The organism is Streptomyces sp. C36 (genome assembly GCF_040932295.1).
Taxonomy (GTDB): Bacteria; Actinomycetota; Actinomycetes; order Streptomycetales; family Streptomycetaceae; genus Streptomyces; species Streptomyces triculaminicus.
Map to the genome: position 1 here is coordinate 412,910 of NZ_JBFQGI010000008.1, position 24,598 is coordinate 437,507.

General features: G+C 72.6%; 22 protein-coding genes. 6 read left to right on the forward strand and 16 right to left on the reverse strand.

Annotated elements, in window-relative coordinates; translation table 11 throughout:
• Positions 1-135: 135 nt before the first annotated feature.
• Together AB4K12_RS25415 and AB4K12_RS25420 are read left to right on the forward strand one after the other, a co-directional pair.
• A complete protein-coding gene (locus tag AB4K12_RS25415; protein WP_368436455.1) occupies positions 136-1,326 on the forward strand; it encodes a hypothetical protein in 1,191 nt (396 codons plus the stop codon).
• A gap of 260 nt (positions 1,327-1,586) precedes the next feature.
• Positions 1,587-2,621 (forward strand): phosphatase PAP2 family protein, encoded by a 1,035-nt coding sequence (locus AB4K12_RS25420; RefSeq protein ID WP_368436457.1) that lies wholly within the window; start codon positions 1,587-1,589, stop codon positions 2,619-2,621.
• 87 nt (positions 2,622-2,708) lie between these two features.
• Here the strand turns inward: AB4K12_RS25420 and AB4K12_RS25425 are convergent, their stop codons facing one another.
• Entirely contained in the window at positions 2,709-2,924 is a 216-nt protein-coding gene (locus AB4K12_RS25425) for a proteinase inhibitor I78 (protein WP_086570761.1), read from the reverse strand.
• 493 nt (positions 2,925-3,417) lie between these two features.
• Here AB4K12_RS25425 and ctaD point away from each other — a divergent pair, with 493 nt between their 5' ends.
• Entirely contained in the window at positions 3,418-5,097 is a 1,680-nt protein-coding gene (gene ctaD / locus AB4K12_RS25430; protein WP_368436459.1) for a cytochrome c oxidase subunit I, read from the forward strand.
• 18 nt (positions 5,098-5,115) lie between these two features.
• Here ctaD and AB4K12_RS25435 read toward each other — a convergent pair whose 3' ends face one another.
• Both AB4K12_RS25435 and AB4K12_RS25440 read right to left on the reverse strand, forming a co-directional pair.
• Positions 5,116-6,102 carry a hypothetical protein gene (locus tag AB4K12_RS25435; protein ID WP_368436461.1) on the reverse strand — a complete coding sequence of 329 codons (987 nt, stop codon included), beginning with the start codon at positions 6,100-6,102 and terminating at the stop codon, positions 5,116-5,118.
• Complete coding sequence (locus tag AB4K12_RS25440) at positions 6,099-7,349, reverse strand: glycosyltransferase family 4 protein (protein ID WP_368436463.1); 1,251 nt, start codon at positions 7,347-7,349, stop codon at positions 6,099-6,101. Before AB4K12_RS25440 ends, AB4K12_RS25435 begins: the two co-directional genes overlap by 4 nt.
• Before the next feature lie 252 nt (positions 7,350-7,601).
• Here AB4K12_RS25440 and AB4K12_RS25445 point away from each other — a divergent pair, with 252 nt between their 5' ends.
• A complete protein-coding gene (locus AB4K12_RS25445; protein ID WP_368436465.1) occupies positions 7,602-8,378 on the forward strand; it encodes a hypothetical protein in 777 nt (258 codons plus the stop codon).
• Complete coding sequence (locus AB4K12_RS25450; RefSeq protein ID WP_368436467.1) at positions 8,375-8,854, forward strand: hypothetical protein; 480 nt, start codon at positions 8,375-8,377, stop codon at positions 8,852-8,854. The genes AB4K12_RS25445 and AB4K12_RS25450 overlap by 4 nt, the downstream gene beginning before the upstream one ends.
• A 258-nt stretch (positions 8,855-9,112) precedes the next feature.
• Here the strand turns inward: AB4K12_RS25450 and der are convergent, their stop codons facing one another.
• The 4 genes from der to AB4K12_RS25470 form a co-directional block, all read right to left on the reverse strand.
• Positions 9,113-10,573, reverse strand: a complete 1,461-nt coding sequence (der, locus tag AB4K12_RS25455) for a ribosome biogenesis GTPase Der (RefSeq protein WP_362260448.1) — start codon at positions 10,571-10,573, stop codon at positions 9,113-9,115.
• A gap of 63 nt (positions 10,574-10,636) precedes the next feature.
• A complete protein-coding gene (locus AB4K12_RS25460) occupies positions 10,637-11,224 on the reverse strand; it encodes a lysophospholipid acyltransferase family protein (RefSeq protein ID WP_368436549.1) in 588 nt (195 codons plus the stop codon).
• Positions 11,225-11,268: 44 nt separating this feature from the next.
• On the reverse strand, positions 11,269-11,982 hold the full coding sequence (gene cmk / locus AB4K12_RS25465) for a (d)CMP kinase (protein WP_362260450.1): 714 nt from the start codon (positions 11,980-11,982) through the stop codon (positions 11,269-11,271).
• A 99-nt stretch (positions 11,983-12,081) separates the two neighbouring features.
• Positions 12,082-13,167, reverse strand: a complete 1,086-nt coding sequence (locus AB4K12_RS25470; RefSeq protein ID WP_368436470.1) for a prephenate dehydrogenase — start codon at positions 13,165-13,167, stop codon at positions 12,082-12,084.
• Positions 13,168-13,199: 32 nt separating this feature from the next.
• Here AB4K12_RS25470 and AB4K12_RS25475 point away from each other — a divergent pair, with 32 nt between their 5' ends.
• Positions 13,200-13,562 carry a DUF952 domain-containing protein gene (locus AB4K12_RS25475; protein WP_086570773.1) on the forward strand — a complete coding sequence of 121 codons (363 nt, stop codon included), beginning with the start codon at positions 13,200-13,202 and terminating at the stop codon, positions 13,560-13,562.
• 43 nt (positions 13,563-13,605) lie between these two features.
• On the opposite strand, the gene AB4K12_RS25480 is transcribed toward AB4K12_RS25475, so the two are convergent.
• The 9 genes from AB4K12_RS25480 to AB4K12_RS25520 form a co-directional block, all read right to left on the reverse strand.
• A complete protein-coding gene (locus AB4K12_RS25480) occupies positions 13,606-14,904 on the reverse strand; it encodes a pseudouridine synthase (RefSeq protein ID WP_368436471.1) in 1,299 nt (432 codons plus the stop codon).
• A complete protein-coding gene (gene scpB, locus AB4K12_RS25485; protein WP_368436550.1) occupies positions 14,904-15,569 on the reverse strand; it encodes an SMC-Scp complex subunit ScpB in 666 nt (221 codons plus the stop codon). The genes AB4K12_RS25480 and scpB overlap by 1 nt, the downstream gene beginning before the upstream one ends.
• A gap of 11 nt (positions 15,570-15,580) precedes the next feature.
• The gene (locus AB4K12_RS25490) at positions 15,581-16,612 is read right to left on the reverse strand and encodes a ScpA family protein (RefSeq protein WP_368436552.1); all 1,032 of its coding nucleotides are present in this window, start codon (positions 16,610-16,612) and stop codon (positions 15,581-15,583) included.
• Complete coding sequence (locus AB4K12_RS25495) at positions 16,609-17,151, reverse strand: hypothetical protein (protein WP_368436473.1); 543 nt, start codon at positions 17,149-17,151, stop codon at positions 16,609-16,611. Before AB4K12_RS25495 ends, AB4K12_RS25490 begins: the two co-directional genes overlap by 4 nt.
• Positions 17,136-18,263, reverse strand: a complete 1,128-nt coding sequence (locus AB4K12_RS25500; protein ID WP_362260460.1) for a ParA family protein — start codon at positions 18,261-18,263, stop codon at positions 17,136-17,138. The genes AB4K12_RS25495 and AB4K12_RS25500 overlap by 16 nt, the downstream gene beginning before the upstream one ends.
• A 332-nt stretch (positions 18,264-18,595) precedes the next feature.
• Positions 18,596-19,711, reverse strand: coding sequence for an alanine dehydrogenase (ald, locus tag AB4K12_RS25505; protein WP_086570328.1), 1,116 nt, complete (start codon positions 19,709-19,711; stop codon positions 18,596-18,598).
• A 194-nt stretch (positions 19,712-19,905) separates the two neighbouring features.
• Complete coding sequence (locus AB4K12_RS25510) at positions 19,906-22,023, reverse strand: tetratricopeptide repeat protein (protein WP_368436475.1); 2,118 nt, start codon at positions 22,021-22,023, stop codon at positions 19,906-19,908.
• A gap of 196 nt (positions 22,024-22,219) precedes the next feature.
• The gene (locus AB4K12_RS25515; RefSeq protein WP_086575470.1) at positions 22,220-22,849 is read right to left on the reverse strand and encodes an NUDIX hydrolase; all 630 of its coding nucleotides are present in this window, start codon (positions 22,847-22,849) and stop codon (positions 22,220-22,222) included.
• Positions 22,850-22,924: 75 nt separating this feature from the next.
• Positions 22,925-24,571 (reverse strand): CTP synthase, encoded by a 1,647-nt coding sequence (locus AB4K12_RS25520; RefSeq protein ID WP_362260510.1) that lies wholly within the window; start codon positions 24,569-24,571, stop codon positions 22,925-22,927.
• Positions 24,572-24,598: the final 27 nt, after the last annotated feature.

The window sequence follows — 24,598 nt, forward strand, 5'->3', positions numbered from 1 at the left end:
TCGGGGGCCTTGGGGGAAATGGGCCCCGGCGGTGTCGAGGGGCGAGTGAGTCGACAGAGTACGCGAGTCCCGGCGGAACCCACGTGGCAGCTCTCACACGACGTCGCACGTCGCCGGTGCTGGGACAATCGACGGATGACCTCTCTCGCCACCCCCTCCGGTGCGGCCTCCCGCGCGGCCTCCGGCGCGGCCGCCCCGCCCCGGGGCCGGGCCCTGAGCCTGGCCGCGCCCGCCCTGCTGCTGTACGCGGCGGTGCGGGCGCTGGGCGTCGTGGCGCTGGCCCTGTGGGGCCTGGCGGACGGCAAGGGTCCGCATCAGTTGCTGTCAGCGCGCTGGGATTCCCTCTGGTACGCCCGGATCGCCGAGGACGGCTACGGCTACACCCTTCATCTGGCGGGCGGCAAGGTCCACTCCGACCTGGCGTTCTTCCCGCTGCTGCCGTGGCTGGAGCGGGCGCTGTCCGCGCTCGTGCCGCTCTCGGCGAACGACGCGGGCCTGGTGGTCGCGGGGGTGGCCTCGCTGTTCGCCGCCTGGGGGATCTTCGCGGTCGGCGAGCGGCTGTACGGGCGGCGGGCCGGCGTCCTGCTCGTCGTGCTGTGGGCGGCGCTGCCGGTCGGCGTGGTGCAGTCGATGGCGTACTCCGAGTCGCTCTTCACGGCGCTGGCGGCGTGGAGCGTGTACGCCGTGCTCAGCGGCCGCTGGGTGTGGGCGGGCGCGTTCGCGGCGCTGGCGGGGCTGACCCGGCCGGTGGGCGCGGCGGTGGTCGCGGCCGTATGGATCACCGCGGCCGCGGCCCTGGTCCGGGCGCGCCGCGACGGCGGGGAACGGCCGCCCCTCGCCCGGCTGCTGCTCGGCGCGGCGCTGGCGCCGCTGGGCTGGCTGGCGTACTTCGTCTGGGTCGGCGTGCGCACCGGCAGCCCGACGGGCTATCTGGACGTCCAGGGCGGCTGGGGCAACGGCTTCGACGGCGGGCTGGCGTTCGGCTCCTTCATCGCCGAGCGCCTGGCGTCCCCGGCGTTCGCCGCCGGGCTGGGCCTGCTGATCGGCGTCGCCCTGGTGCTGCGGCTGTACTGGGCCGGGGTGCGGCAGGGGCAGCCGCTGCCGCTGCTGGTCTACGCGGGCACGGTGCTGCTGCTGGCGCTGACGGCGAAGGGGTACTTCGGCTCCAAGCCGCGGCTGATGATGCCGGCCTTCCCGCTGCTGCTGCCCCTGGCGGTGGCCCTGGCCCGACTACGCACGGTACGCGCGGCGGCGATCGTCTCCGCCGTGGTCCTCGCCTCGGCCGTCTACGGGGCGTTCTGGCTGCACGGCTCCGGCCCGCCATGATCGTAATTCGGCGGGGCCCGGCGGCCGGCGGGAAACGTGGCGGAGCCGCCCGGCCAATCGCCGATAAACTCCGCCGTACATAAAAGAATTAAACGGCCGGGCAATGGCCGGAGGTGCAACTGACGCACCTTTATCCGTTTCTTATTCCGCGGTTTCAAACCTGCGGGGCGCCACGATTGAGACGCATTCCACATCACATCGTCATCACAAAGCGCCTCGATCGGCCGAAGCTTCCCGTCACGCAATGTAACGTCGATTGAGTGCGTACCAACGACGAGCTCGTCCCAGCGGAGGAGCGCCCGACCGATCCCGTGCGACCACGGATGACCCGGACCCGTCTGGGGATCTTCGTGGCGACCTCCGTGGTCTATGTGGCGATCGTGGTCGGCGTGCTCACCACGTCCTGGCCGGTGCGGTTCGACTGGCAGGTCATGCTCTTCCGGCCGTACAAGCAGTGGCCGGAGATCCACACCTTCCTGGACTACTTCGTGGTCCTGGGCCAGCGCGGCCCGACCGCCGTGGCGGTCGCCGCGTGGCTGGGCTGGTGCACGCACAAGCAGAAGACCCTGCGCCCGCTGCTGGTGCTGGGCACGTCGTTGCTGCTGCTCAACGCGACCGTGGGCGCCGCGAAGATCGGCATGGGCCGGCTCGGCCCGCACTACGCCACCTCGATCGGCTCCAACGAGATGTTCGCCGGCGGCGACATATTCCCCTCGGGCCACACCGCGAACGCGGTGGTGACCTGGGGCGTCCTCGCCTATCTGGCCACCACCTCGCACGCCCGCCGGATCGCCTCGGTGATCGCCGCGCTGCTGGCGCTGGGCGTGGGGATGACGACCGTCTACCTGGGCACGCACTGGATGAGCGATGTGACCCTCGGCTGGACCGCGGGCCTGATGGTGCTGCTGGTCCTGCCCTGGTTCGAGCCGCTGATGGCCCGCGCCGAGGCGGGGCTGCTGGCCCTGTGGCGGCGGCTGCGCGAGCGCCGCGTCACCCTCGTCCCGGCCCCGGTCCCCGCGGCCGTCGCGCTGGGCGCGCCGCGCACCGCCGTCGACGACGAACTGCCCGCGCGCGAGCCCGTGGGCGCCGGCAGCCGCCCAGGCGGCGGGACGCCTCCCCGCGTCGCCGACGGCCGGTCACATCTGTCCCCCCGGACGCACACCATCCGCTCCGAGCGGACGCCGGTCACCCCGACCGGCAGCCGCCGGCCGCCGCACGCCGACCGCGTGCCCCGCACCGCGCCGCTCGGCCCGGCCACGGGCCGTGGCCGTACGGCCGGCACCGCGGGCGGCTGACCCAGGGCTTCTCCTCGGCGCACACGCGAAGGCGGCCCCGGACACCGTCCGGGGCCGCCTTCGCGTACGGGCCCGGGCGCCGGCTCCTCAGCCCTTCCAGCAGCGGCGCACCGTGCCGTCCGCCACCTCGAAGTTCAGCCGGCCGAACACATACTGCAGGGTGATGATCGTGCCGGGCGCCAGCGCTCGTACGTCCGTCCAGCCCCGGGCGCGGGCCCGGTCGGCCGCCGCCTCGGCCTCGAGGCCGACATAGGCGTCGAGGTCGTCGTCCGGCTCTGCGGGGAGATCGGGAAGAGGTGCCATGGCAGCCACCGTAGGCGTCATGGGACGGGCGCGGAAGCCGGGCCCCCGCATACTTCCGTCCCCGCCCGGTCCGCCACTGGTCACACTTCTGTCACAGTGAACTCATGGGGGTTTACCGCGCCGCGCATCACTCATACGTGCCTTTCCCCATCCCCGCCGAAGCCTTCGCAATACCCTCGCGGTGAATTCACCGCGCTTTTCCCGCGTTCCGCCGGCGGTGCACGGAAACTCCCGGTGAATTCCGCGCCCACCCCCCCATGCGGCAGCAGGACGGGAGAATTGACGGCCCCTCCGCTTCCGCCTCCGCCCCCGGGCCGGAATATAAAATTCCGGGAACATCGGCTCCGGCCCGGCAGGCCGGATTTGACGGCCCGTCGACAGAGGCGCTCTCGCGCGGACGCCCCCGCGGCGAGCATCATGGCGGATGGCCGACTGACTCCGCGTCGCACCACGGCGGGGCAGCCCGTGCGAGCCGACAGCGAGGGGGCACCGGATGGGGACCGACACCGCGCAGGCCACCACGGAAGGCCCGGCCCGGGCACGACATCCCGGCCGGATCATCGTGGACTGGCTGACCACCACCGACCACAAGAAGATCGGGCACCTCTACCTGATCACGTCGTTCGGCTTCTTCCTCGTCGCCGGCCTGCTCGCCATGGTGATGCGCGCCGAGCTCGCCCGCCCCGGCCTGCAGCTGCTGACCAACGAGCGGTTCAACGAGGCGTTCACCGCCCATGGCACGATCATGCTGCTGCTGTTCGCCACCCCGGCCTTCGCCGGCTTCGCCAACGCGATCATGCCGCTGCAGATCGGCTCGCCGGACGTGGCGTTCCCCCGGCTGAACATGCTCTCGTACTGGCTCTACCTCTTCGGCGGCCTGATCGTGGTCGCGAGCCTGCTGATGCCCCAGGGCGGCGCGACGTTCGGCTGGACCGGCTACGCCCCGCTCAGCAGCATGGTCCGCTCACCGGGCATCGGCACCGACATGTGGATCATGGGTCTGGCGCTGTCCGGCTTCGGCACGATCCTCGGCGCGGTCAACTTCCTCACCACCGTCATCGGCATGCGCGCACCGGGGATGACGATGTTCCGGATGCCCGTCTTCACCTGGAACGTGCTGTTCACCTCGATCCTGATCCTGCTGGCCTTCCCCGTGCTCGCCGCCGCGCTGCTGTGCCTGGAGGCCGACCGGCGGTTCGGGGCCGTGGTCTTCGAGGCCCAGTGGGGCGGGGCGCTGCTGTGGCAGCACCTGTTCTGGTTCTTCGGCCACCCCGAGGTCTACATCATCGCGCTGCCGTTCTTCGGCATCATCACCGAGATCATCCCGGTGTTCTCCAGGAAGCCGATCTTCGGCTATCTGACGCTGATCGGCGCCACCATGACCATCACGGCGCTGTCGCTGGTGGTCTGGGCCCACCACATGTTCGCCACGGGCGCGGTGCTGCTGCCGTTCTTCTCGTTCCTGTCGTTCCTGATCGCGGTGCCGACGGGCGTGAAGTTCTTCAACTGGATCGGCACGATGTGGAAGGGCTCGCTGTCCTTCGAGACGCCCATGCTGTGGGCGGTGGGCTTCCTGGTGAGCTTCCTCTTCGGCGGGCTCACCGGGGTGATCCTGGCCTCGCCGCCGCTGGACTTCCACGTCACCGACACCTACTTCGTCGTCGCGCACTTCCACTACGTGGTGTTCGGGACGGTGGTGTTCGCGACGTTCGCCGGCTTCTACTTCTGGTGGCCGAAGTTCACCGGGAAGCTGCTGGACGAGCGGCTGGGCAAGATGCACTTCTGGACGCTCTTCACGGGCTTCCACACCACGTTCCTCGTCCAGCACTGGCTGGGCGCCGAGGGCATGCCCCGCCGCTACGCCGACTACCTGGCCGCCGACGGCTTCACCGCGCTCAACACCCTGTCCACGATCGGCGCGTTCCTGCTGGGCCTGTCCAACCTGCCGTTCTTCTACAACGTCTGGAAGACCGCCCGGTACGGCAAGCGCGTGGAGGTGGAGGACCCCTGGGGCTACGGCCGCTCGCTGGAGTGGGCGACCTCCTGCCCGCCGCCCCGCCACAACTTCACCGCCATCCCCCGCATCCGCTCCGAGTCGCCGGCCTTCGACCTGCACCACCCGGAGACGGTGCGGCGGGCCGAGCCGCCGGTGGCGGCCGGGCCCGCCGGCTGATCCCTCAGGAGTGGGTGGCTACCTGCCGCCCACCGGCGGCCGTTCGTCGATCCGGACCGAGAGGTCGTTGTCGACGGTGTAGTACGGCCCCACCTGGGCGGGCGCGTAGGGGGCGGCGACGTCCCGCGCCGGGTAGGTGAAGATCTGCTTCTTGTCGGCGACGTCGTCGAGGAGACGCGCCACGCGGACCTCCTCGGCGCCCTCCGGGCCGCCGCGCAGCCACAGGTCCCACACCTCCGGGCCGCCCTGCCACTCCTCGCACAGCACCGCGAAGGGGAGGGTGAAGGAGAAGTCCTGCCCCTCGGCGGTGACCGGCACGGTCCGCACCAGCTCCCCGGCGCGGCGGCAGCGGGCCTCGAGGACCGCGCCGTCGAGCCACGCCTGAGGGTTCTCGACGCGGTGAAGGGTGCCCCGACCGGTTATCCCGGCGGCCTCCACGCGCAGGTCCCCGGCCTCGGCGTGGGGGCCGCGCAGCCAGCTGCGCAGCGACAGGTTGCCGTGCTTGGTCGCGTACGGGATGCGGACCGCGAGCGGCGAGGTGCTCGGGCCGGGTCTGCGGTCGACCAGGGACCGCAGGTCGGCGATGCCGGGCACCAGCCGCTGGGCGGGGGCCTCACCGCAGGCGACATGCACGTCCCAACGGCCCTCGGGCAGGGCGACCGTGCTGGGCAGCACGGCGCGCAGCCGGCCGTCGCCGTTGGGCGTCAACGGCAACCGTACCTCTTCCTCGGGGCTCTCGACGGCGTCGGCGCCCCGGCGGCGCAGCACCAGCGCCGCGGACCAGTGCGCGGCGTCGGCGGCGGAGTGGCCGGGAACGTCGAGGTCGAAGGTGAGTCCGCCCGCGGAGTCCGCGATGCAGTCGGCGCTGGGGTTCCCCGCGCCGAAGGCCAGGGGAGGGGCAGACACGGTGGCGCACTCCTCGGAGGTGGGGGTCGGACGGCCCGTCGAGGGGGCCGCTGCGGGCAGGCCGTCGCCGGCGTCGCCGGGCGCGGTGGAAGGGGTCATGCGGCACGCACCCTTCGCAGGGCGGTGCGGCTTCTGTCCTTGGCCTGGAAGGCGCTGCTGAGCAGGGCGCCCCGGGTGCGGTGCAGCGAGCCGCGCAGGTTGCCGCGGCCGGCGAGGTCGGCGAAGAGGCTCTCGTAGCGGCCGGCGACCTCGGCGGGGTCGAAGCGCGCCGAGTTCTCCAGGGCCTTGGCGCCCATCCGCCGGCGCAGGTCGTCGTCGTTGATGAGCTTGAGCAGTCCCGCCGCGATGGCGTCGACCTTGCCGACGGGGACGAGCAGGCCGTCGACGCCGTCGTCGATGATCTCGCCGGGGCCGTGCGGGCAGTCGGTGGAGACCACCGGCAGGCCGCAGCGCATGGCCTCGACGATCGTCATGCCGAACGACTCCAGGCTGGAGGTGACGGCGCCGATGGAGCCCTTGACCCACTCCGGCTCCAGAGGAGTGGCGGGGCCCATGAGGTAGACGTGGTTGTAGAGACCGCGCTTGTCGATCAGGGCGCGCAGCTTGCCGCGCTCGGCGCCGGCGCCGTAGATCCGCAGCCGCCAGTCGGGGCGCTCGGCGACCACCTTCTCGAAGGCGCGGATGAGGACGTCGTAGCGCTTGGCGGGCGCGAGCCGGCCGGCGGCGATCACCCACTTGCCGTTGCCGTCGGCGGGGGCGAGCGCCGGGGCGGGGATGCTGTTGGGCACGGCCTCGACGCGCACCCCGGGCAGCCGCATCAGCTTGCGGTACGTACGGGCGTCGGCCTCGGTGACGGTGGTGACCGCGTCCAGCCGGGGGTAGTGGGTGCGCAGCGTCAGCTTCAGCTGCGACGAGTGGGTGCTCAGCGTCAGGTGCTCCTGACCCACGCGGGCCGGACCGCGGCGCGCCTGCTGGGCGATGTGCACATTCAGACCGGGCCGGGTTCCGACGACCACGTCGCAGTCCAGGCCCCGCAGGTGCTCCGCGATCTTCCGGTCGGTGAGCGCGCTGTACTGCTTGTAGCGGCCCTCGGCGGCGGGGAAGAACGAGGCCGGCGTGCGGTACTCGAGCTCGTCGCCCTCGTAGCCCGGGCTGTCCTTGCGCAGGTCCACCAGGTGGCGCAGCCGCACCTTGCCGCTGGGGGCGAAGACGGGCTCGTCGCGGTGGCGGAAGACGGAGACGATCTCCACGTCGTGGTGCTCGGCGAGGGTGCCCGCGAGGTTGTACGTGGTGCGGATCGTGCCGCCGATCCCGTACGCGTTGTGAATCAGGAATGAGATGTGCATTCGTCCCCATGCAGCCGGTGTGCCGCGGACATTCCCGGTAGCCCGCCTCCACTGAGAGGTTAGACCGTGGCGTGGCCCGCCGGGTTGGCCTAGATCACCAACTCGTTCCCCAAGCGATGAGGAATCGGTAGCGGATCCCGGGAACTTTTCCGGGGCGTGACCCCGGCCCCGGATCGTCCGTTGTCTCCAGAGGAGCCGGACGCAACCCGGCACCCCCGCACCGAGTACGACACCCAAGTTCGAGGAGACCCCGTGCCGCGCATGCTCGATGTCAGCGACGAAGTACGCGCCGAGATCGGTGACGAAGAGGCGGAGCGCCTGCTGGGCGGCGACAGCGCCCCGGGTCTTTACGACTGCACGTCCTGCCGCACGCCCGGGAACACCGAGCGGGAGCGCACCAGCACCGTGCTGTTCGTCGGCGACGAGACCGCCGTGCTGGCCTTCGCCCACGCCGCCTGCATCCCCTCCCAGGTCGTCCCCGTCGCGGAGGAGCAGCTGCAGGGCGCCGTGCGGTCCATCACCGGCGAGGGCGGCGGGGCGGAGGCCGAGGTGCCGCTGCAGGCCGAGCTCGGCGTGACCAGCGGCCTGGTGCTGGCCGCCGGGGACGTCCACCCGGCCCTGGTCGTCGAGCCGCTCGGCCCGATCGCCCGCCCCGGCACCAGCGGCCCCGTGGACGTCTTCCTGGACCTGCTGCGCGAGCAGGGCTTCTCCTCCGTGACCGACGTCAACGACATCCCCGGGCAGCTGCCGGGCTGGTCGGTCCTGGTGGCCCTGGGCAAGCTGCACGCGGTCCTCCAGCCGGCCGTCGGCGGCACCCCGGCGCAGGCGTGGTGGCAGGCGCACCGCCCGATGCAGGTCGCCGACGAATGGCGGGCCGCCCTCAACAAGTCCGGCCAGGTGCTCGTCCTCTGCACCCCGTCCGGCACGATCGGCGCCCAGCCGCGCGAGGACCTGCTGCGCGCCGCCCTGGACCGGGCCGCCGCGGCCGGCCGGCTGGTCGGTGGCACCATGCCGCTGGCGGGCACATGAACGAGGACGGCGCTCGCATCGTGCACTCCACGGACATCGTCCTGGCGGGCCATTCGCGTCCGGGCCCGCATCCGACGGGCCTCGAGGTCGTTGGCAGGGATGTGTACTCATACGAACCCGCCCGGACCTCGTACCAGAACTACATCCCCGGCATGCGGCCACCCCGCGACGCCTCCTCGGACGGTCACCCCGGCTCGGTCACCCCGATCTACGACGCTCTGTGCTCCGAGTACCGCCGGTCGTTCCGGGCCCTGCCCGGGGACCGTTCGGGAGAGGAGGAGCTGAGGTTCAAGGACTTCGGCCCCCGGCCGGGCGGGTACGGCGGCCACACCGGCCAGATCCCCGCGGGCAACTCCCCCTACCAGGGGCCCTCGGCCTACAACGCCGTCTGGGACTCCTACTACGGCGGTCGGCGCGGCAGCGCGCTGCCCGCCCTGCCGCCCGGCCAGCGCGACGGCCGTACGCGCGGCTTCTAGCCGCGGCTCCCGCCGTAATCGCTTACGACGGAGCCCCGGACCCCGCATGGGGGCCCGGGGCGGACCGGCGGGCCGTGGCCGGCCGGTGACCGCCGACGGCGGTCTCCGTTACTTCTTGCGGCCGCGCTTCTCGCGGACCCGCACCGAGATGTGGATCGGCGTACCCGCGAAGCCGAACTCCTCACGCAGTCGGCGCTCGATACGGTGCTTACCCGGGGGACAACCCCCGGACCCCCGGCCGAGCCCCCGGGGCGCCCCCTACTTCTTGCGGCCGCGCTTCTCGCGGACCCGCACCGAGATGTGGATCGGCGTGCCCGCGAAGCCGAACTCCTCACGCAGCCGGCGCTCGATGAAGCGGCGGTAGCCCGCCTCGATGAAGCCCGAGGCGAAGAGCACGAAGCGCGGCGGCTTGGTGCCCGCCTGGGTGCCGAAGAGGATGCGGGGCTGCTTGCCGCCGCGGATCGGGTGCGGGTGGGCGGCCACCAGCTCGCCGAGGAAGGCGTTCAGCCGTCCGGTCGGCACCCGGGTCTCCCAGCCCGCCAGCGCCGTCTCGATCGCCGGGACCAGCTTCTCCATGTGCCGGCCCGTCTGCGCCGAGACGTTGACCCGGGGGGCCCAGGCGATCTGCTGGAGCTCGGTCTCGATCTCGCGCTCGAGGTAGTAGCGACGCTCCTCGTCGAGCGTGTCCCACTTGTTGTACGCGATGACGATGGCGCGCCCGGCCTCGACGGCCATGGTGATGATGCGCTGGTCCTGGACCGAGATGGACTCGCTCGCGTCGATGAGGATGACCGCGAGCTCGGCCTTCTCCACCGCGGCGGCCGTGCGCAGGGAGGCGTAGTAGTCCGCGCCCTCCTGCAGGTGGACGCGCTTGCGGATGCCCGCGGTGTCCACGAACTTCCAGGTGGTGCCGCCGAGCTCGATCAGCTCGTCGACCGGGTCGCGGGTGGTGCCGGCCAGCTCGTTGACGACGACCCGCTCCTCCCCCGCGACCTTGTTCAGCAGGGAGGACTTGCCGACGTTGGGCCGGCCGATCAGGGCGATGCGGCGCGGGCCGCCGAGGGCGGCGCCGAAGGTCTGGGCGGGGGCCTCGGGCAGCGCCTTGAGGACCTCGTCCAGCATGTCGCCGGTGCCGCGGCCGTGCAGCGCGGAGACCGGCATCGGCTCGCCCAGGCCCAGCGACCACAGCATGGCGGCGTCGGCCTCGGCGGAGGGGCCGTCGACCTTGTTGGCGCACAGCACGACGGGCTTGCCCGCCCGGCGCAGCAGCTTGACGACGGCCTCGTCGGTGTCGGTGGCGCCGACGGTGGCGTCCACCACGAAGACCACGGCGTCGGCGGCCTCGATGGCGTACTCGGCCTGGGCGGCGACCGAGGCGTCGATGCCGAGGACGTCCTGCTCCCAGCCGCCGGTGTCGACGACCTTGAAGCGGCGGCCGGCCCACTCGGCCTCGTAGGTGACGCGGTCGCGGGTCACGCCCGGACGGTCCTCGACGACGGCCTCGCGGCGGCCGATGATGCGGTTCACCAGCGTCGACTTGCCGACGTTGGGGCGGCCGACGACGGCGAGGACGGGCAGCGGGCCGTGACCGGCCTCGCCGAGCGCGCCCTCGACCTCCTCGGCGTCGAAGCCCTCCTGCGCCGCGAGCTCCATGAACTCCGCGTACTCGGCGTCGCCAAGCTCACCGTGCTCGTCGCCGGAGTGGATCTGGTCGTTCATGAAGTCGTTTCCTCGTTCTTCGTCATCGGCGGACCCTTACGGCCCACTACTGAAAAGTCTCGTTCAGCGGCCGGTCAGCCGCTTGGCGTCCGCCAGGTGCGCGGCCAGGTGCTCCTGGATGCGCACGGTCGCCTCGTCCAGCGCCTTGCGCGTACGGCGGCCGCTGCCGTCGCCGGCCTCGAAGGGGTCGCCGAAGACCACGTCGACGCCGCTGCGCAGCGGCGGCAGACCCTTTATGACACGTCCCGCGCGGTCGGCGCTCCCCAATACCGCCACCGGCACGATCGGGGCTCCCGACCGTACGGCGAAGTAGGCCAGGCCCGCGCGCAGCGAGGCGAAGTCGCCCTCGCCCCGGGTGCCCTCGGGGAAGATGCCCAGCACGCCGCCGTCCTCGAGGGCCTTCAACGCGCCCGTGATCGCGGTGCGGTCGGCGCCCGCGCGATCCACCTCGAGCTGGCCGATCCCGCGCAGGAACCGGCCGAGCGGACCCACGAACACCTCCTTCTTGATCAGGAAGTGCACGGGTCGGGGCGCGGTGCCCATCACCATCGGGCCGTCGATGTTGTGGGTGTGGTTGACGGCCAGGATGCAGGGCCCCGCGGTGGGCACCCGCCAGGCGCCCAGCACGCGCGGCTTCCACAGCCCGTACATCAGGCCGATGCCGATCCGCCGCCCGACGGCGGCACCGGATGCGGTCACGCCGACCGCTTCTCTTCCACGAGCGTGACCACGCACTCGATGACCTGCTCCAGGGTCAGCTCGGTGGTGTCCACCTCGACGGCGTCGGCGGCCTTGGCCAGCGGGGAGGTCTTGCGGCCGGAGTCGGCGGCGTCCCGCTTGACCAGCGCGGCCTGGGTGGCGGCCAGGTCGGTGGCCTCCTTGCCCTTGAGCTCGCCGCTGCGGCGGGCGGCACGGGCCTCCGGGGAGGCCGTGAGGTAGATCTTGACGTCGGCGTCCGGCAGGACGGTGGTGCCGACGTCGCGGCCCTCGACGACGATGCCCTCCGGGGCACCGGCGGCGATGGCCCGCTGCAGCTCGGTCAGCCGGGTGCGCACCTCGGGCACGGCGCTGACCGCGCTCACGGCGGCGGTGACCTGCTGGGTGCGGATCGGCCCGGAGGCGTCCGCGCCGTCGACCGCGATGGTCGGGGCGGACGGGTCCGTGCCGGAGACGATCTCGGGCTTGCCCGCGGCGTCGGCCACGGCGGCGGCGTCGTCGACGTCGATGCCGTTGCTCAGCATCCACCAGGTGATCGCCCGGTACTGGGCGCCGGTGTCGAGGTAGCGCATGCCGAGCTTGGCGGCGACGGCCTTGGAGGTGCTGGACTTCCCCGTGCCGGAGGGGCCGTCGATGCCGACGATGACAGCTGCCGGGGCGGTCCGGGCGGCGGTTTCCACGGTGTCAGACACCTTCCTTGTGCACGGGGCGGAGAAATAGCGATCCATATCAGGCTCACACAAGGTTACTGTCTCGCCGGACCGCCCCGGACCGGCGGGCGCGCGGCCGCCCTACTGCCGCACCGCCCAGCCCCGGTCCCGCAGGGCCGCCGTGAGACCGGTCACCGCGGCGGGCTCGACCATCAGCTGGATCAGGCCCGCCTGCTGGCCGGTGGCGTGCTCGATGCGGACGTCCTCGATGTTGACGCCCGCCCGGCCGGCGTCGGCGAAGATCCGGGCCAGCTCGCCCGGCTGGTCGCCGATGAGGACGGTCACCGTCTCGTACGCCGCCGGGGCCGCGCCGTGCTTGCCCGGCACGCGGGAGCGGCCGGTGTTGCCGCGGCGCAGCACGTCCTCGATGCCGGCCGCGCCGCCCAGCCGCGTGTCCTCGTCCGAGGACTCCAGGGCGCGCAGGGCGGTGACGGTCTCGTCGAGGTCGGCGGCGATGCCGGCGAGGACGTCGGCGACGGGCCCGGGGTTGGCGGAGAGGATGTCGATCCACATGCGCGGGTCGGAGGCGGCGATCCGGGTCACGTCGCGGATGCCCTGGCCGCACAGGCGTACGGCCGTCTCGTCGGCGTCCTGCAGGCGAGCGGCGACGAGGCTGGAGACCAGCTGCGGGGTGTGCGAGACGAGCGCCACGGCCCGGTCGTGGGCGTCGGCGTCCATGACGACGGGGACGGCGCCGCACAGGGCGACGAGCTCGAGGGCGAGGTTGAGGACCTCGGTGTCCGTCTCGCGGGTCGGGGTGAGCACCCACGGCCGGCCCTCGAAGAGGTCGGCGGTGGCCGCCATGGGGCCGGAGCGCTCGCGCCCGGCCATCGGGTGGGTGCCCAGGTAGCCGGTGAGGTCGCAGCCCATCGCCTCGAGTTCGCGGCGGGGGCCGCCCTTGACGCTGGCGACGTCCAGATAGGCGCGGGCGATCCCGCCCCTGATGGCCTCGGCGAGCGTGTCGGCGACGTGCGCGGGTGGTACGGCGACGACGGCGAGGTCCACGCGTCCCTCGGGCGCCTGGTCCGTGCCGGCGCCGCGCGCGGCGGCCGTACGGGCCTGGGCGGGGTCGTGGTCCACTAGGTGCACCTGGACGCCGCGGCCGGCGAGGGCGAGGGCGGCGGACGTGCCGATCAGTCCGGTTCCGATCACAAGGGCGGTTCTCACGGCGCTCAGCCTAGTCGGGGTAGAACGTTCCCATGATCTTTCATGTGGTCCCCCTGGACGACTGGCTGGCCGTGCCCGACCGTCCCTACTCCCCCGCGTCCCTCGGCGAGGAGGGCTTCGTCCACTGCTCGCCCGACGAGGCGACCACCTTGGCGGTGGCGACGGCGTACTACCGCGACGTGCCGGGCCCGCTGATGGTCCTGCTGATCGACGAGCACAAGCTCGACGTGATGGTCCGCTGGGAGGCCGCGGACCCGGCCCCGCCGCCGGGGGTGGCCCCCGGAACCCTCTTCCCGCACGTCTTCGGGCGCATCACCCGCGACGCGGTCGAGGGAATGATGGAGATCCAGCGGGACGAGGAGGGCCGGGCGACGGGCCTGGCCCTGTGGTCGTAGCGGGCCGTCTCCCGGGGCCGGAGCGCCCCGGGAGAAGGGCCTGCTAGAGCTCCACCTCGCGCATCAGCATGCCGACCTCGGTGTTCGTCAGGCGGCGCAGCCAGCCCGACTTCTGGTCGCCGAGGGGGATCGGGCCGAAGCTGGTGCGGACCAGCTTCTCGACCGGGAAGCCGGCCTCGGCGAGCATGCGGCGCACGATGTGCTTGCGGCCCTCGTGGAGGGTCACCTCGACGAGGTAGTTCTTTCCGGTCTGCTGGATGACCCGGAAGTTGTCGGCGCGGGCCCAGCCGTCCTCCAGCTGGATGCCGCTCTTGAGCTGCTTGCCGATGTCGCGCGGCAGCGGGCCCGTGATGGCCGCGAGGTACGTCTTCTGCACGCCGTACTTGGGGTGCGTCAGGCGATGGGCCAGCTCACCGTGGTTGGTGAGCAGGATGATGCCCTCGGTCTCCGTGTCGAGACGGCCGACGTGGAAGAGCCGGGTGTCGCGGTTGGTGACGTAGTCGCCGAGGCACTGGCGGCCGTCGGGGTCCTCCATGGTGGAGACGACACCGGCCGGCTTGTTCAGCGCGAAGAAGAGGTACGACTGGGTGGCGACCGTCAGGCCGTCGACCTTGATCTCGTCCTTCTCCGGGTCCACGCGCAGGCCCTGCTCGGTGACGATCTCGCCGTTGACCTCGACGCGCGCCATCTCGATCAGCTCTTCGCAGGCGCGCCGCGAGCCCATGCCGGCCCGGGCCAGCACCTTCTGCAGACGCTCGCCCTCCTGCTCGGCGCCGGGGAAGGTCTTGGGGGTCTTCACCTGCGGCTTGTTGTGCCGCTCCCGGTTGCGCTCCTCGATCTTGGCGTCGAGCTCGCGCGGGCGGGCCGGGGCATAGCCGTGGCCACGGGCGGGACCGCTGCTGCGGCCGCCGGCACCGGCGGTCGAGCTCTTGCGGGGGCCGCCCTTGGCGCCGCCGCGGGCGGCCGCACCGCGACCGCTCGTGGGACCGCTCTGGCGGCCGCTGGTGGCACCGCCCCGGGTGCGCTCGGCGTCGGGGCCCACGTCGTAGCGGCGCTCCTCGGGGCGCGGACGGCGGGGGCGCTCCTGCTGCCGGTCGTCACGGCGGTCGTCACGCCGGTCCCCGGCGCGACCGCCCTCGGAGCGGCCACCGCCGTAGCCGCCGCCACCGGAGCGACCGCCGCCGTAGCTCCCGCCGCCGGAGCGGCCGCCGCTCTCGGGGCGCCCGCCGCCGGAACGACCGCCGCCCGCGCGTCCGCCCCCGGACCCCGGACGGGGAGACCCTGCCCGGCCGCCCCGGTCGTCCCGGTTGCCGCTTCCGCTGTTCCTGCCGCTGCTTCGCATCAAAGTTCCGTCTTGTCGTCTGCGTCGGTGTCCGGTGCGTCCGGATCGAACGACGGCACACCTTCCTGAGTGTCGCCCTCGATCGCTTCCGCCTCGGGGAGGAAGGGGGCGAGCTCCGGGAGCTCGTCCAGGCCGCGCAGGCCCATGCGCTCCAGAAAGTAATTCGTCGTCCTGTACAGGATCGCACCTGTTTCGGGTTCCGTCCCCGCCTCCTCCACCAGACCGCGCTGGAGGAGGGTGCGCATGACGCCGTCGCAGTTCACTCCGCGGACGGCCGAGACCCGCGAACGGCTGACCGGCTGACGGTACGCGACCACGGCCAGGGTCTCCAGCGCGGCCTGGGTGAGGCGGGTCTGCTGCCCGTCGAGGACGAAGGCCTCCACGGCGTCGGCGTACTCGGCGCGGGTGAAGAACCGCCAGCCCCCGGCCACCTGCCGCAGGTCGAAGCCCCGGCCCTGGGCGGTGTAGTCGTCGGACAGCTCGCGCAGGGCGGTGGCGACGTCGCGGCGGGGCCGCCCGAGGACCCCGGCGAGGTGCTCCTCGGTGGCGGGCTCGTCGACGACCATGAGCACGGCCTCCAGGGCCGGCTTGAGGGCGAGCGGGGTCACCGCCGCCCCAGCGGGCGCCGGTCCGTCCGGTGGCGTCTCCCGGCTCGCGTCCGTCATCAGGTCCTCGCTCACGCCGTCCCCTCCTCGGGCTCGGTCTCCGGCTCGCGGTCGAACTCGTCGGTCACCAGCGGGGCGGCGTCCTCCGCGCCCGTCCAGCGGACCTTCAGGGCCCCCAGCGCCTCGCCCTGGTCCAGAACCACCACGCGCTCGCGGTAGAGCTCCAGGAGGGCCAGGAAGCGCGCCACGACGGTCAGGGTGTCCGGGGCGTCCTCGACGAGCCGGCCGAAGTCCGTCTCGCCCTCCGCGCGCAGCCGGGCGACGACGACCTCCGCCTGTTCGCGGACGCTGACCAGCGGCGCGTGGATGTGGTCGACGTAGACCTGCGGCGCGGGCCTGGGCCGCATCGCCTTGGCGGCCAGCTCCGCCAGGCGCTCGGGGCCGATGCCGAGGACGACCTCGGGCAGCAGCTCGGCGTGGTGCGGCTCCAGGCCGACCGTGCGGGGCCGGCGGCGGTCCTCGGCGGCCAGCCGGTCGCTGAAGATCTCCGCGATGCGCTTGTACGCCCGGTACTGCAGCAGCCGTGCGAACAGCAGGTCGCGGGCCTCCAGCAGGGCGAGGTCCGCCTCGTCCTCGACCTCGGCGGCGGGCAGCAGCCGGGCGGCCTTGAGGTCGAGGAGGGTGGCGGCGACGACGAGGAACTCGGTGGTCTGGTCCAGGTCGAAGTCCGGCCCCATCGCCCGGATGTGCGCCATGAACTCGTCGGTGACCTTGGACAGGGCGACCTCGGTGACGTCCAGCTTGTGCTTGGCGATCAGCTGCAGCAGGAGGTCGAACGGTCCTTCGAAGTTGTCCAGCCGGACCGTGAACCGCCCGTCACCGGCCTCGGCCCCGGTCTCCCCCGGCTCGCTCCCCGCGGTCCCGTCCCGCGGCTCCGGCTCCCGCTGCGGCGGGGGCGGCGGCCCGTCCGGGCCGTGGCCCAGGGCACGGCGGACCGGGGTGGCGGGGACTGCGGGCATCGGGTTTCCAGGGTGCGGGTGCGGAACGGGCCGTACGGGCCGAAGCGGCGTACGGCAGGAGGCTAGCGCGGCCGGGCCGCTCAGCGGCCGCGCAGGCGCCGTACGAGGATGCTCGCGTCGCCGCGCTGCTCGAGGTCGGCCAGGACGACGGCGACGGCCTCCCGGACGATCCGGCCCCGGTCCACCGCGAGCCCGTGCTCGCCGCGCAGCACCAGCCGGGCGTGCTCGAGGTCCATGAGCTCCTCGGCGGAGACATAGACGGTGATCTTCTCGTCGTGCCGCTCACGGCCGCTGGGCCGCCGTCCGGCGCCGCGGCCGCGGCGCTTGCCCGTGGCGGGCTCGGAGGCCGTACGGGCGGCCGTGGTGGCGCGGTCGCGCTCCGGCGGGGCGGGGCGCCGCTCGCCGTCCTGCTCCGGGCCGGCCGCGGCGGGGGCCGCCGGGGCGCGCCCGTCCCGCTCGGCCGTCTTGCCCGGCCGCTCCCCGTCGGGCGCGTCGCCCGGCTGCGGCACCCTCGCCGGCGTCTCGCCGTTCGCCTTCCGGCGGGGGGAGGAGGACTGCAGTCCCATGCCGCCGGTGGTGCGGAACAGTTCGTCGGCGCCGGGCAGACTCACTCGGCGTGACACCGGGCGAGCACCTCCCTGGCCAGCTGACGGTAGGCGGCGGCGCCGACGGAGTTGGACGCGTACGTGGTGATCGGCTCGCCCGCGACCGTGGTCTCGGGGAAGCGGACCGTACGGCCGATGACCGTGTGGTAGACGTGATCGTCGAACGCCTCGACCACGCGCGCGAGCACCTCGCGGCTGTGCACGGTGCGCGAGTCGTACATCGTGGCGAGGATGCCGTCGAGCTCGAGCTCGGGGTTGAGCCGCTCCTGGACCTTCTCGATGGTCTCGGTGAGCAGGGCCACGCCGCGCAGCGCGAAGAACTCGCATTCCAGCGGCACGATCACCTTGTGAGCGGCCGTCAGGGCGTTGACGGTGAGCAGGCCGAGCGAGGGCTGGCAGTCGATGACGATGTAGTCGTAGTCGGCCATCAGGGGCTTCAGGGCCCGCTGGAGGGTCGACTCACGGGCCACCTCGCTGACGAGCTGGACCTCGGCCGCTGACAAATCGATATTGCTGGGCAGCAGGTCCATGTTCGGCACGGCCGTCTTCAGCAGCACCTCGTCGGCCGACATGCCCCGCTCCATGAGCAGGTTGTAGACCGTCAGGTCCAGCTCCATCGGGTTGACTCCGAGCCCGACGGACAGCGCGCCCTGGGGGTCGAAGTCGACGAGCAGCACCCGGCGGCCGTACTCCGCGAGGGCCGCGCCCAGGTTGATGGTCGAGGTGGTCTTGCCGACCCCGCCCTTCTGGTTGCACATCGCGATGATCTTCGCCGGGCCGTGGTCGGCCAGCGGTCCGGGGATCGGGAAGTACGGCAGGGGACGCCCGGTGGGGCCGATGCGCTCGCGGCGCTGGCGGGCGGCGTCGGGCGCGAGGGTCGCCGCGTACTCGGGGTCGGGCTCGTACTCCGCGTCGGGGTCGTAGAAGTGACCGTCCGACACTTCCTCGTACTCGGCGAGACGGGTGGATTCCGCCCCACCCCGGTTGCCGGCCATGGCGTTCACGTGTTGACCGTCCATGCTCTGGTGGGCTGTCGTCATGCTCTGGATGTTCTGGTGGGCTGCGAAGGTGTGGACAGCGACGGAGCCGACAGCTTGGAGTCCCACGGGACTCTGGCCCAGCGCAGGCATTCCTGGGTGACCACCCCCGGGAGCAAATGTCGACTCATTCACAAGTCGTCCTACCTCCTTGGTGACCAGGAAACATCTAGATAGGTCAGCGTGGCACCATGCCGACGGTTGGCGACTCTATGGCGTGTCGGCGGTCCGCAGCAACACAATCCGCCGGAGACGGCACGATGTGTCGGCAATCGAACAGGCTTCTGTCAAGGGTGTACGGCCCCTAACCCGGAAGAATCACGGTCGGGCGAAACCATGGCGAAACACCCCGGCCGGGCCTTGCTGAACAAGGCCCGGCCGGGTATGTGCTGTTCTTTCGTCGACTGCCGACGGCGTGCGCCGACTCAGCCGAGGAGGGTGCTCAGTTCGACGTGCGGCAGGCCGTGCGCCTCGGCGACGGGGCCGTAAACGACCTGACCCTCATGGGTGTTGAGACCCTTGGCCAGCGCGGCGTCACGACGCAGCGCCTCCTGCCAGCCACGGTTGGCCAGCTCCACGATGTAGGGCATCGTGGCGTTGGTCAGCGCGTAGGTGGAGGTGTTCGGCACCGCGCCCGGCATGTTGGCGACGCAGTAGAAGACGGAGTCGTGGACCTGGAAGGTCGGCTCCGCGTGGGTGGTGGGACGGGAGTCCTCGAAGCAGCCGCCCTGGTCGATCGCAATGTCGACAAGTACACTTCCGGGCTTCATCTTGGCGACGAGCTCGTTGGTGACCAGCTTGGGGGCCTTGGCGCCCGGGATCAGGACGGCGCCGATGACCAGGTCGGCCTCGACGACGGCCTTCTCCAGCTCGTAGGCGTTGGAGACGATCGTCTGCACCTTGGTGCCGAAGACCTTGTCGGCCTCGCGGAGCTTGTTGATGTCACGGTCGAGCAGGGTGACGTGGAAGCCCATGCCGACGGCGATCTGCGCGGCGTTCCAGCCGGAGACGCCACCGCCGATGACGACGGCCTTGCCCGCGTGGGTGCCCGGGACGCCGCCCGGCAGCACGCCGCGGCCGCCGGCCGAGCGCATCAGGTGGTAGGCGCCGACCTGCGGGGCCAGCCGGCCCGCGACCTCGGACATCGGGGCGAGCAGCGGCAGCGCGCGGTTGGCGAGCTCCACGGTCTCGTACGCGATGGCGGTGGTGCCGGACTGCAGCAGGGCGTCCGTGCACTCGCGGGAGGCGGCCAGGTGCAGGTAGGTGAAGAGGGTCTGGCCCTTGCGGAGGCGGTGGTACTCCTCCGCGATCGGCTCCTTGACCTTCAGCAGCAGGTCGGCCGTGGCCCAGACGTCGTCAGCGGTGTCCAGGATGGCGGCACCGGCGCCGACGTACTCGGCGTCGGTGATGGAGGAGCCGAGACCGGCTCCCTTCTCCACGAAGACCTGGTGGCCGTTGCGCACGAGCTCCAGCACCCCGGCGGGGGTGATGGCCACGCGGAATTCGTTGTTCTTGACCTCGCGGGGGATGCCGACCTTCACGTCGATCACGGTCCTTGTTCAGAGAATGACAGGCTATTCCTGATATGCCCGGGCACACCAGTGCAGACCGCGTCGATCGCGGCGTTGCCAGTCTAATGAAGGATCCCCCGCTGTCTAGCCTTGCAATGCACCAATCTTTGAGCGCTACGCCATCTGTTTCTTAGGTTCACGATCGGTTACCCTGCGTTGCACCGTCAGGGTGACCCACCGTCCTGCGACGGGGCGCGCCCCGCCCGGTCCAGCAGCTGCTCGGCCGCCTGACGCTGCGCTCCCGCCCCCGGGACGTCGCCCGCCCACTCGAGCACGTCCGCCAGCCGCAGCCGCAGCGCGGCCTCCAGCCGGGCGTCGCCCGCCTGCTGCGCGCACTCCACCGCCTCCTGGTACGTGCGCAGCGCCTCCCTCGGCCGCCCCGCGTGCTCCAGCACCCGGGCCACCTCGCTCAGCGCCCGCGCGTGCCCGGGCACGTCCCGCAGCCGGCGGCACGCCGCGGCCGCCGCCCGCCAGTCGCGCAGCGCCTCCGTCAACTGGCCCGCGTACGCGTGCACCGCGCCCAGCCGCCCGTACAGCCGCGCCTCGTCGGCGAGCTCCCCACGGGTCAGCCGCAGCTCCAGCCCGCGCCGGTACCAGTCGGCGGCCCGCTGCCAGTCCCCCAGCTCCTGATGCGCGGCGCCCACCGACTCCAGCGCCCGGCTGACGGCGTACGGATCGCCCGCCTCCCGCGCCGAGTCCAGCGCCTGGCGGTAGCGCTCGAGGGCCTCCGCGGTGCGCCCGGCCCGCGCGTCCAGGTCACCGAGGTTGAGCAGCGCCGCGGCCTTCTCCAGCGGCATCTCGCAACGCCGGGCCACATCGAGGACGAGCTGGTGCAGCCCGTAGAGCTCGGGGGCCGCGGCCTCCGGGCCCAGATGGGCCGTCAGCGCCCGGGTCAGCGCGGAGACCAGCCGCCGCGCCAGGGTGTCGAGCCGGCCGTCCTCCACCGCCAGCCGGGCCGCGGCGAGCAGCGCCGGCAGCCGGGCCAGCAGCCACTCCTCGGCCGCGCGCGCCGAGGGGAAGCGCAGCGGCCTGGGCAGCTGCTCGATCCTGCGGCGGACCGCCGGGTCGTCGCGCTCGGTGACCGCGCGGCAGGAGTACAGCTGCCGCACCGTCCGCTCCAGCATCCTGGCCCGCGCCAGCTCCGTCTCGGCCGGCCGCTCCTGCGCCTGCAGCAGCGCCGTGAAGATGGGCGCCAGGCAGCCGGGCACGCGGTACTGCGCGGGCAGCACGCCGCCCTCGCCCTCCGGAGCCTCCAGCCGCAGCAGGCCACGGGCCGTCAGGTCCTCCAGCACGGACTGGGCGGTGGTCAGCGAGCAGCCCGCCAGCGCGGAGGCCACATGCGCGTCGGCCAGCCCGGCCGGGGCCAGCGCCAGCAGGTGCAGGATGCGCGCGGCGGTGGGCGACAGGGCCTCGTACGCCAGCGAGAACGCCCGCGCCAGCGGCCGGGCCGCGCTCTCGGGCCGCCCGGCCGGCGGCGGCTCCCGCAGCCGCTTGGCCGCGTCCACCACCGACATCTTCGAGTGGGCGGCCAGCCAGCCGCCGACGAGCACCAGCGCGGCCGGCTGGCCGCCGCACTCCTCCACGACGGCACCGGCCGCCACCGGGTCGCAGGTGATCCGCGTCGGGCCCGCGTACCACTCCAGCAGATCGACGGCGGCCGCCTTGTCCAGGCCGCCGAGCGCGCACGGGCGGACGTCCGGCACCCCGGTCAGCGGCCCCCGGGAGACGGCGACGACCAGGCACTCCGGCTCGTCCGGCAGCAGCGGGTCCACCTGCTCGGCGCCCGCCGCGTCGTCCAGCAGCAGCAGCGCCCGCTTGCCGTTCAGCGCGGCGCGCAGCGCGGCGGTCAGCTCGTCCTCCTCGGCCCCGGCCGGCACGGGCGCGCCGAGGGCGGCGAGCAGGGCGCGGGCGGTGCGTTCGGTGGGCACGGGTGAGCCGTCGGCACCCGTGAGGCGGGCGCGCAGTACTCCGTCCGGGTACTCCCTGGTGAGCTGGCCGGCCAGCCGCTCGGCCAGCGCGGTGCGGCCGGAGCCGGGTCGGCCGGCGATGAGCAGGACCCGACTGCACGGCTGTTTACGGCCGGAGAGGGTGTCCAGGCCCGCCCGGATGATGTCGGCGCGCAGCTCCTTGAGCTCGCGCTGCCGGCCGACGAACGGACGGTCCGCCGACGCCGGTACGGCGGCGGCCGTCTGACGGGGGCTCATTCCGGGGGCGGGGGCGGGCAGCCGCCGCTCGGGCGGGGCCGCCGCCGGTCCGCCGGTCTCCACCGTCCGCTCCGCCACGGGCCCACTCCCGTTCCACCTGCACGTGCGAGCCCGCCGCGGCCGCGGCGGGAACATATCGAGCCTAGTTCACCGCCCCCCGCACTCCGGGTAACGCCGACCCGCCATGCTGAAGATCACCTCTTCGGGTTGACCGATGGTCGGACCACGGCACCCGTCCGGGGCACCCCGCGGCGGCCGCGGGGCGCCCCGTCGCTCACGCCTCGAAGGGGCGGGCCGGCCAGGGGGCGTCGGCCGGGCGCAGCGCGTCCAGGCCGTCCCCGGCCATCGCGGCCATGACCGAAAGAACGCCGACGACCAGGCAGTTGTTGTGGAGCTCGCCCTTGAGGATGCCGCGCCCCAGCAGCGCCAGCGGAACCCTCGCCAGCTCCATGTCCAGCTCCTCGTCCTCGACCTCGAAGCGCTCGCCCTCGACGTCGGAGATGCCGCGCGCCAGGAAGATGCGCACGGCCTCGTCACAGCCGCCCGGCGTGGTGTAGACGTCGGTCAGCACCCGCCAGTCCTCGGCCTTGACGTGCGCCTCCTCGTAGAGCTCGCGCTGCGCGGCGCGCAGCGGGTTCTCGCCGGGAACGTCCAGCAGGCCCGCGGGGATCTCCCACAGCCGCTGCCGCACGGGGTGGCGGTACTGGCTCAGGACCAGCACCCGGTCCTGGTCGTCGAGGGCGAGGACGGCCACGGAACCGGGGTGGACCTGGTAGTCACGGGTGACGGTGGTGCCGTCGGGCATGACCACCTCGTCCGTGCGCACGCTGGTCTTGTTGCCCCGGAACGGCGTGGCGCTCGCCTTGACCCGCCACTCGGCGGGGGTGTCCGTGAAGCTGCCCATCTGCGTCCTCCAGAAATACGAAACCGGGGTGAGCGCCTCCGTAGCGGAGGCCCTCACCCCGGTCAACCGTACAGATCAGCCCTGCTGACGCTCGACGGCGGCCTTGACCAGACCCGCGAAGAGCGGGTGCGGGCGGGTCGGGCGGGAGCGCAGCTCGGGGTGCGCCTGGGTCGCCACCAGGTAGGGGTGGACGTCGCGCGGGTACTCGACGTACTCGACCAGCTTGTTGTCCGGGGAGGTACCGGAGAAGAGGATGCCCGCCTTCTTCTCCAGCTCGCCGCGGTAGGAGTTGTTCACCTCGTAGCGGTGACGGTGACGCTCCTCCACGTAGGGCTGGTCGCCGTAGACCTCACGGACGATGGAGCCCTCGGCGAGCTTGGCCGGGTACATGCCCAGGCGCATCGTGCCGCCCATGTCGCCCTCACCGGCGACGATGTCCATCTGCTCGGCCATCGTGGAGATCACCGGGTGGGCGGTGGCGGGGTCGAACTCGGTGGAGTTGGCGCCCTCGATGCCGGCCAGGTTGCGGGCGGCCTCGATGACCACGCACTGCAGGCCCAGGCACAGGCCCAGCAGCGGGACCTTGTTCTCGCGGGCGTAGGTGATCGCGCCGACCTTGCCGTTGACGCCACGGTCGCCGAAACCGCCCGGGATGCAGATCGCGTCCACGTCGGCCAGCTGCTCCCGGGCGCCCGCCGGGGTCTTGCAGTCGTCGGAGGCGACCCACTTGACCTTGACCTTGGCGCGGTTGGCGAAGCCGCCGGCGCGGATGGCCTCGGTCACCGACAGGTAGGCGTCGGGCAGGTCGATGTACTTGCCGACCAGCGCGACCGTGACCTCGTGCGAGGGGTTGTGGACGCGGTCCAGCAGGTCCTCCCACTGGGTCCAGTTCACGTCGCGGAAGGGCAGGTCGAGCTTGCGCACCACGTAGGCGTCCAGGCCCTCGGTGTGCAGGACCTTGGGGATGTCGTAGATCGAGGGGGCGTCGATCGCGGCGACCACGGCGGCCTCGTCCACGTCGCACATCAGCGAGATCTTGCGCTTGATGGCGGTGGGGACGTCACGGTCGGCGCGCAGCACGATCGCGTCGGGCTGGATGCCGATGTTGCGCAGGGCGGCGACGGAGTGCTGGGTGGGCTTGGTCTTCAGCTCGCCGGAGGGGCCGATGTAGGGCAGCAGCGAGATGTGCACGACAAAGACGTTGTCCCGGCCGACCTCGTGGCGGACCTGGCGCACGGTCTCCAGGAACGGCAGCGACTCGATGTCGCCCACCGTGCCGCCGACCTCGGTGATCACGACGTCGACGTCGTCGGTCGCCATCCGGCGGATGCGGTGCTTGATCTCGTTGGTGATATGCGGGATGACCTGCACGGTGTCGCCCAGGTACTCGCCGCGGCGCTCCTTGGCGATCACCGTGGAGTACACCTGGCCGGTGGTGACGTTCGCCGAGCCGTCGAGGTCGACGTCGAGGAAGCGCTCGTAGTGACCGATGTCCAGGTCGGTCTCGGCGCCGTCGTTGGTGACGAACACCTCGCCGTGCTGGAACGGGTTCATCGTGCCCGGGTCGACGTTCAGGTACGGGTCGAGCTTCTGCATCGTCACCCGCAGGCCCCGGGCCTTGAGCAGCGCGCCCAGGCTGGAGGCGGTCAGCCCCTTGCCGAGCGAGGAGGCGACACCCCCGGTGACGAAGATGTGCTTGGTCGTCGTGGGCTTTGCGGCAATGGCCAAAGGGGGGCTCCCGTGGTCGCG

Excerpts from the sequence above, each read along its gene's own strand:
- AB4K12_RS25415 (WP_368436455.1), top strand. The coding sequence starts at position 136 with ATGACCTCTCTCGCCACCCCCTCCGGTGCGGCCTCCCGCGCGGCCTCC.
- AB4K12_RS25425 (WP_086570761.1), bottom strand. The coding sequence starts at position 2,924 with ATGGCACCTCTTCCCGATCTCCCCGCAGAGCCGGACGACGACCTCGAC.
- ctaD (WP_368436459.1), top strand. The coding sequence starts at position 3,418 with ATGGGGACCGACACCGCGCAGGCCACCACGGAAGGCCCGGCCCGGGCA.
- AB4K12_RS25435 (WP_368436461.1), bottom strand. The coding sequence starts at position 6,102 with ATGACCCCTTCCACCGCGCCCGGCGACGCCGGCGACGGCCTGCCCGCA.
- AB4K12_RS25440 (WP_368436463.1), bottom strand. The coding sequence starts at position 7,349 with ATGCACATCTCATTCCTGATTCACAACGCGTACGGGATCGGCGGCACG.
- AB4K12_RS25450 (WP_368436467.1), top strand. The coding sequence starts at position 8,375 with ATGAACGAGGACGGCGCTCGCATCGTGCACTCCACGGACATCGTCCTG.
- der (WP_362260448.1), bottom strand. The coding sequence starts at position 10,573 with ATGAACGACCAGATCCACTCCGGCGACGAGCACGGTGAGCTTGGCGAC.
- AB4K12_RS25460 (WP_368436549.1), bottom strand. The coding sequence starts at position 11,224 with ATGTACGGGCTGTGGAAGCCGCGCGTGCTGGGCGCCTGGCGGGTGCCC.
- AB4K12_RS25475 (WP_086570773.1), top strand. The coding sequence starts at position 13,200 with ATGATCTTTCATGTGGTCCCCCTGGACGACTGGCTGGCCGTGCCCGAC.
- AB4K12_RS25480 (WP_368436471.1), bottom strand. The coding sequence starts at position 14,904 with ATGCGAAGCAGCGGCAGGAACAGCGGAAGCGGCAACCGGGACGACCGG.
- scpB (WP_368436550.1), bottom strand. The coding sequence starts at position 15,569 with ATGACGGACGCGAGCCGGGAGACGCCACCGGACGGACCGGCGCCCGCT.
- AB4K12_RS25500 (WP_362260460.1), bottom strand. The coding sequence starts at position 18,263 with ATGCCTGCGCTGGGCCAGAGTCCCGTGGGACTCCAAGCTGTCGGCTCC.
- AB4K12_RS25515 (WP_086575470.1), bottom strand. The coding sequence starts at position 22,849 with ATGGGCAGCTTCACGGACACCCCCGCCGAGTGGCGGGTCAAGGCGAGC.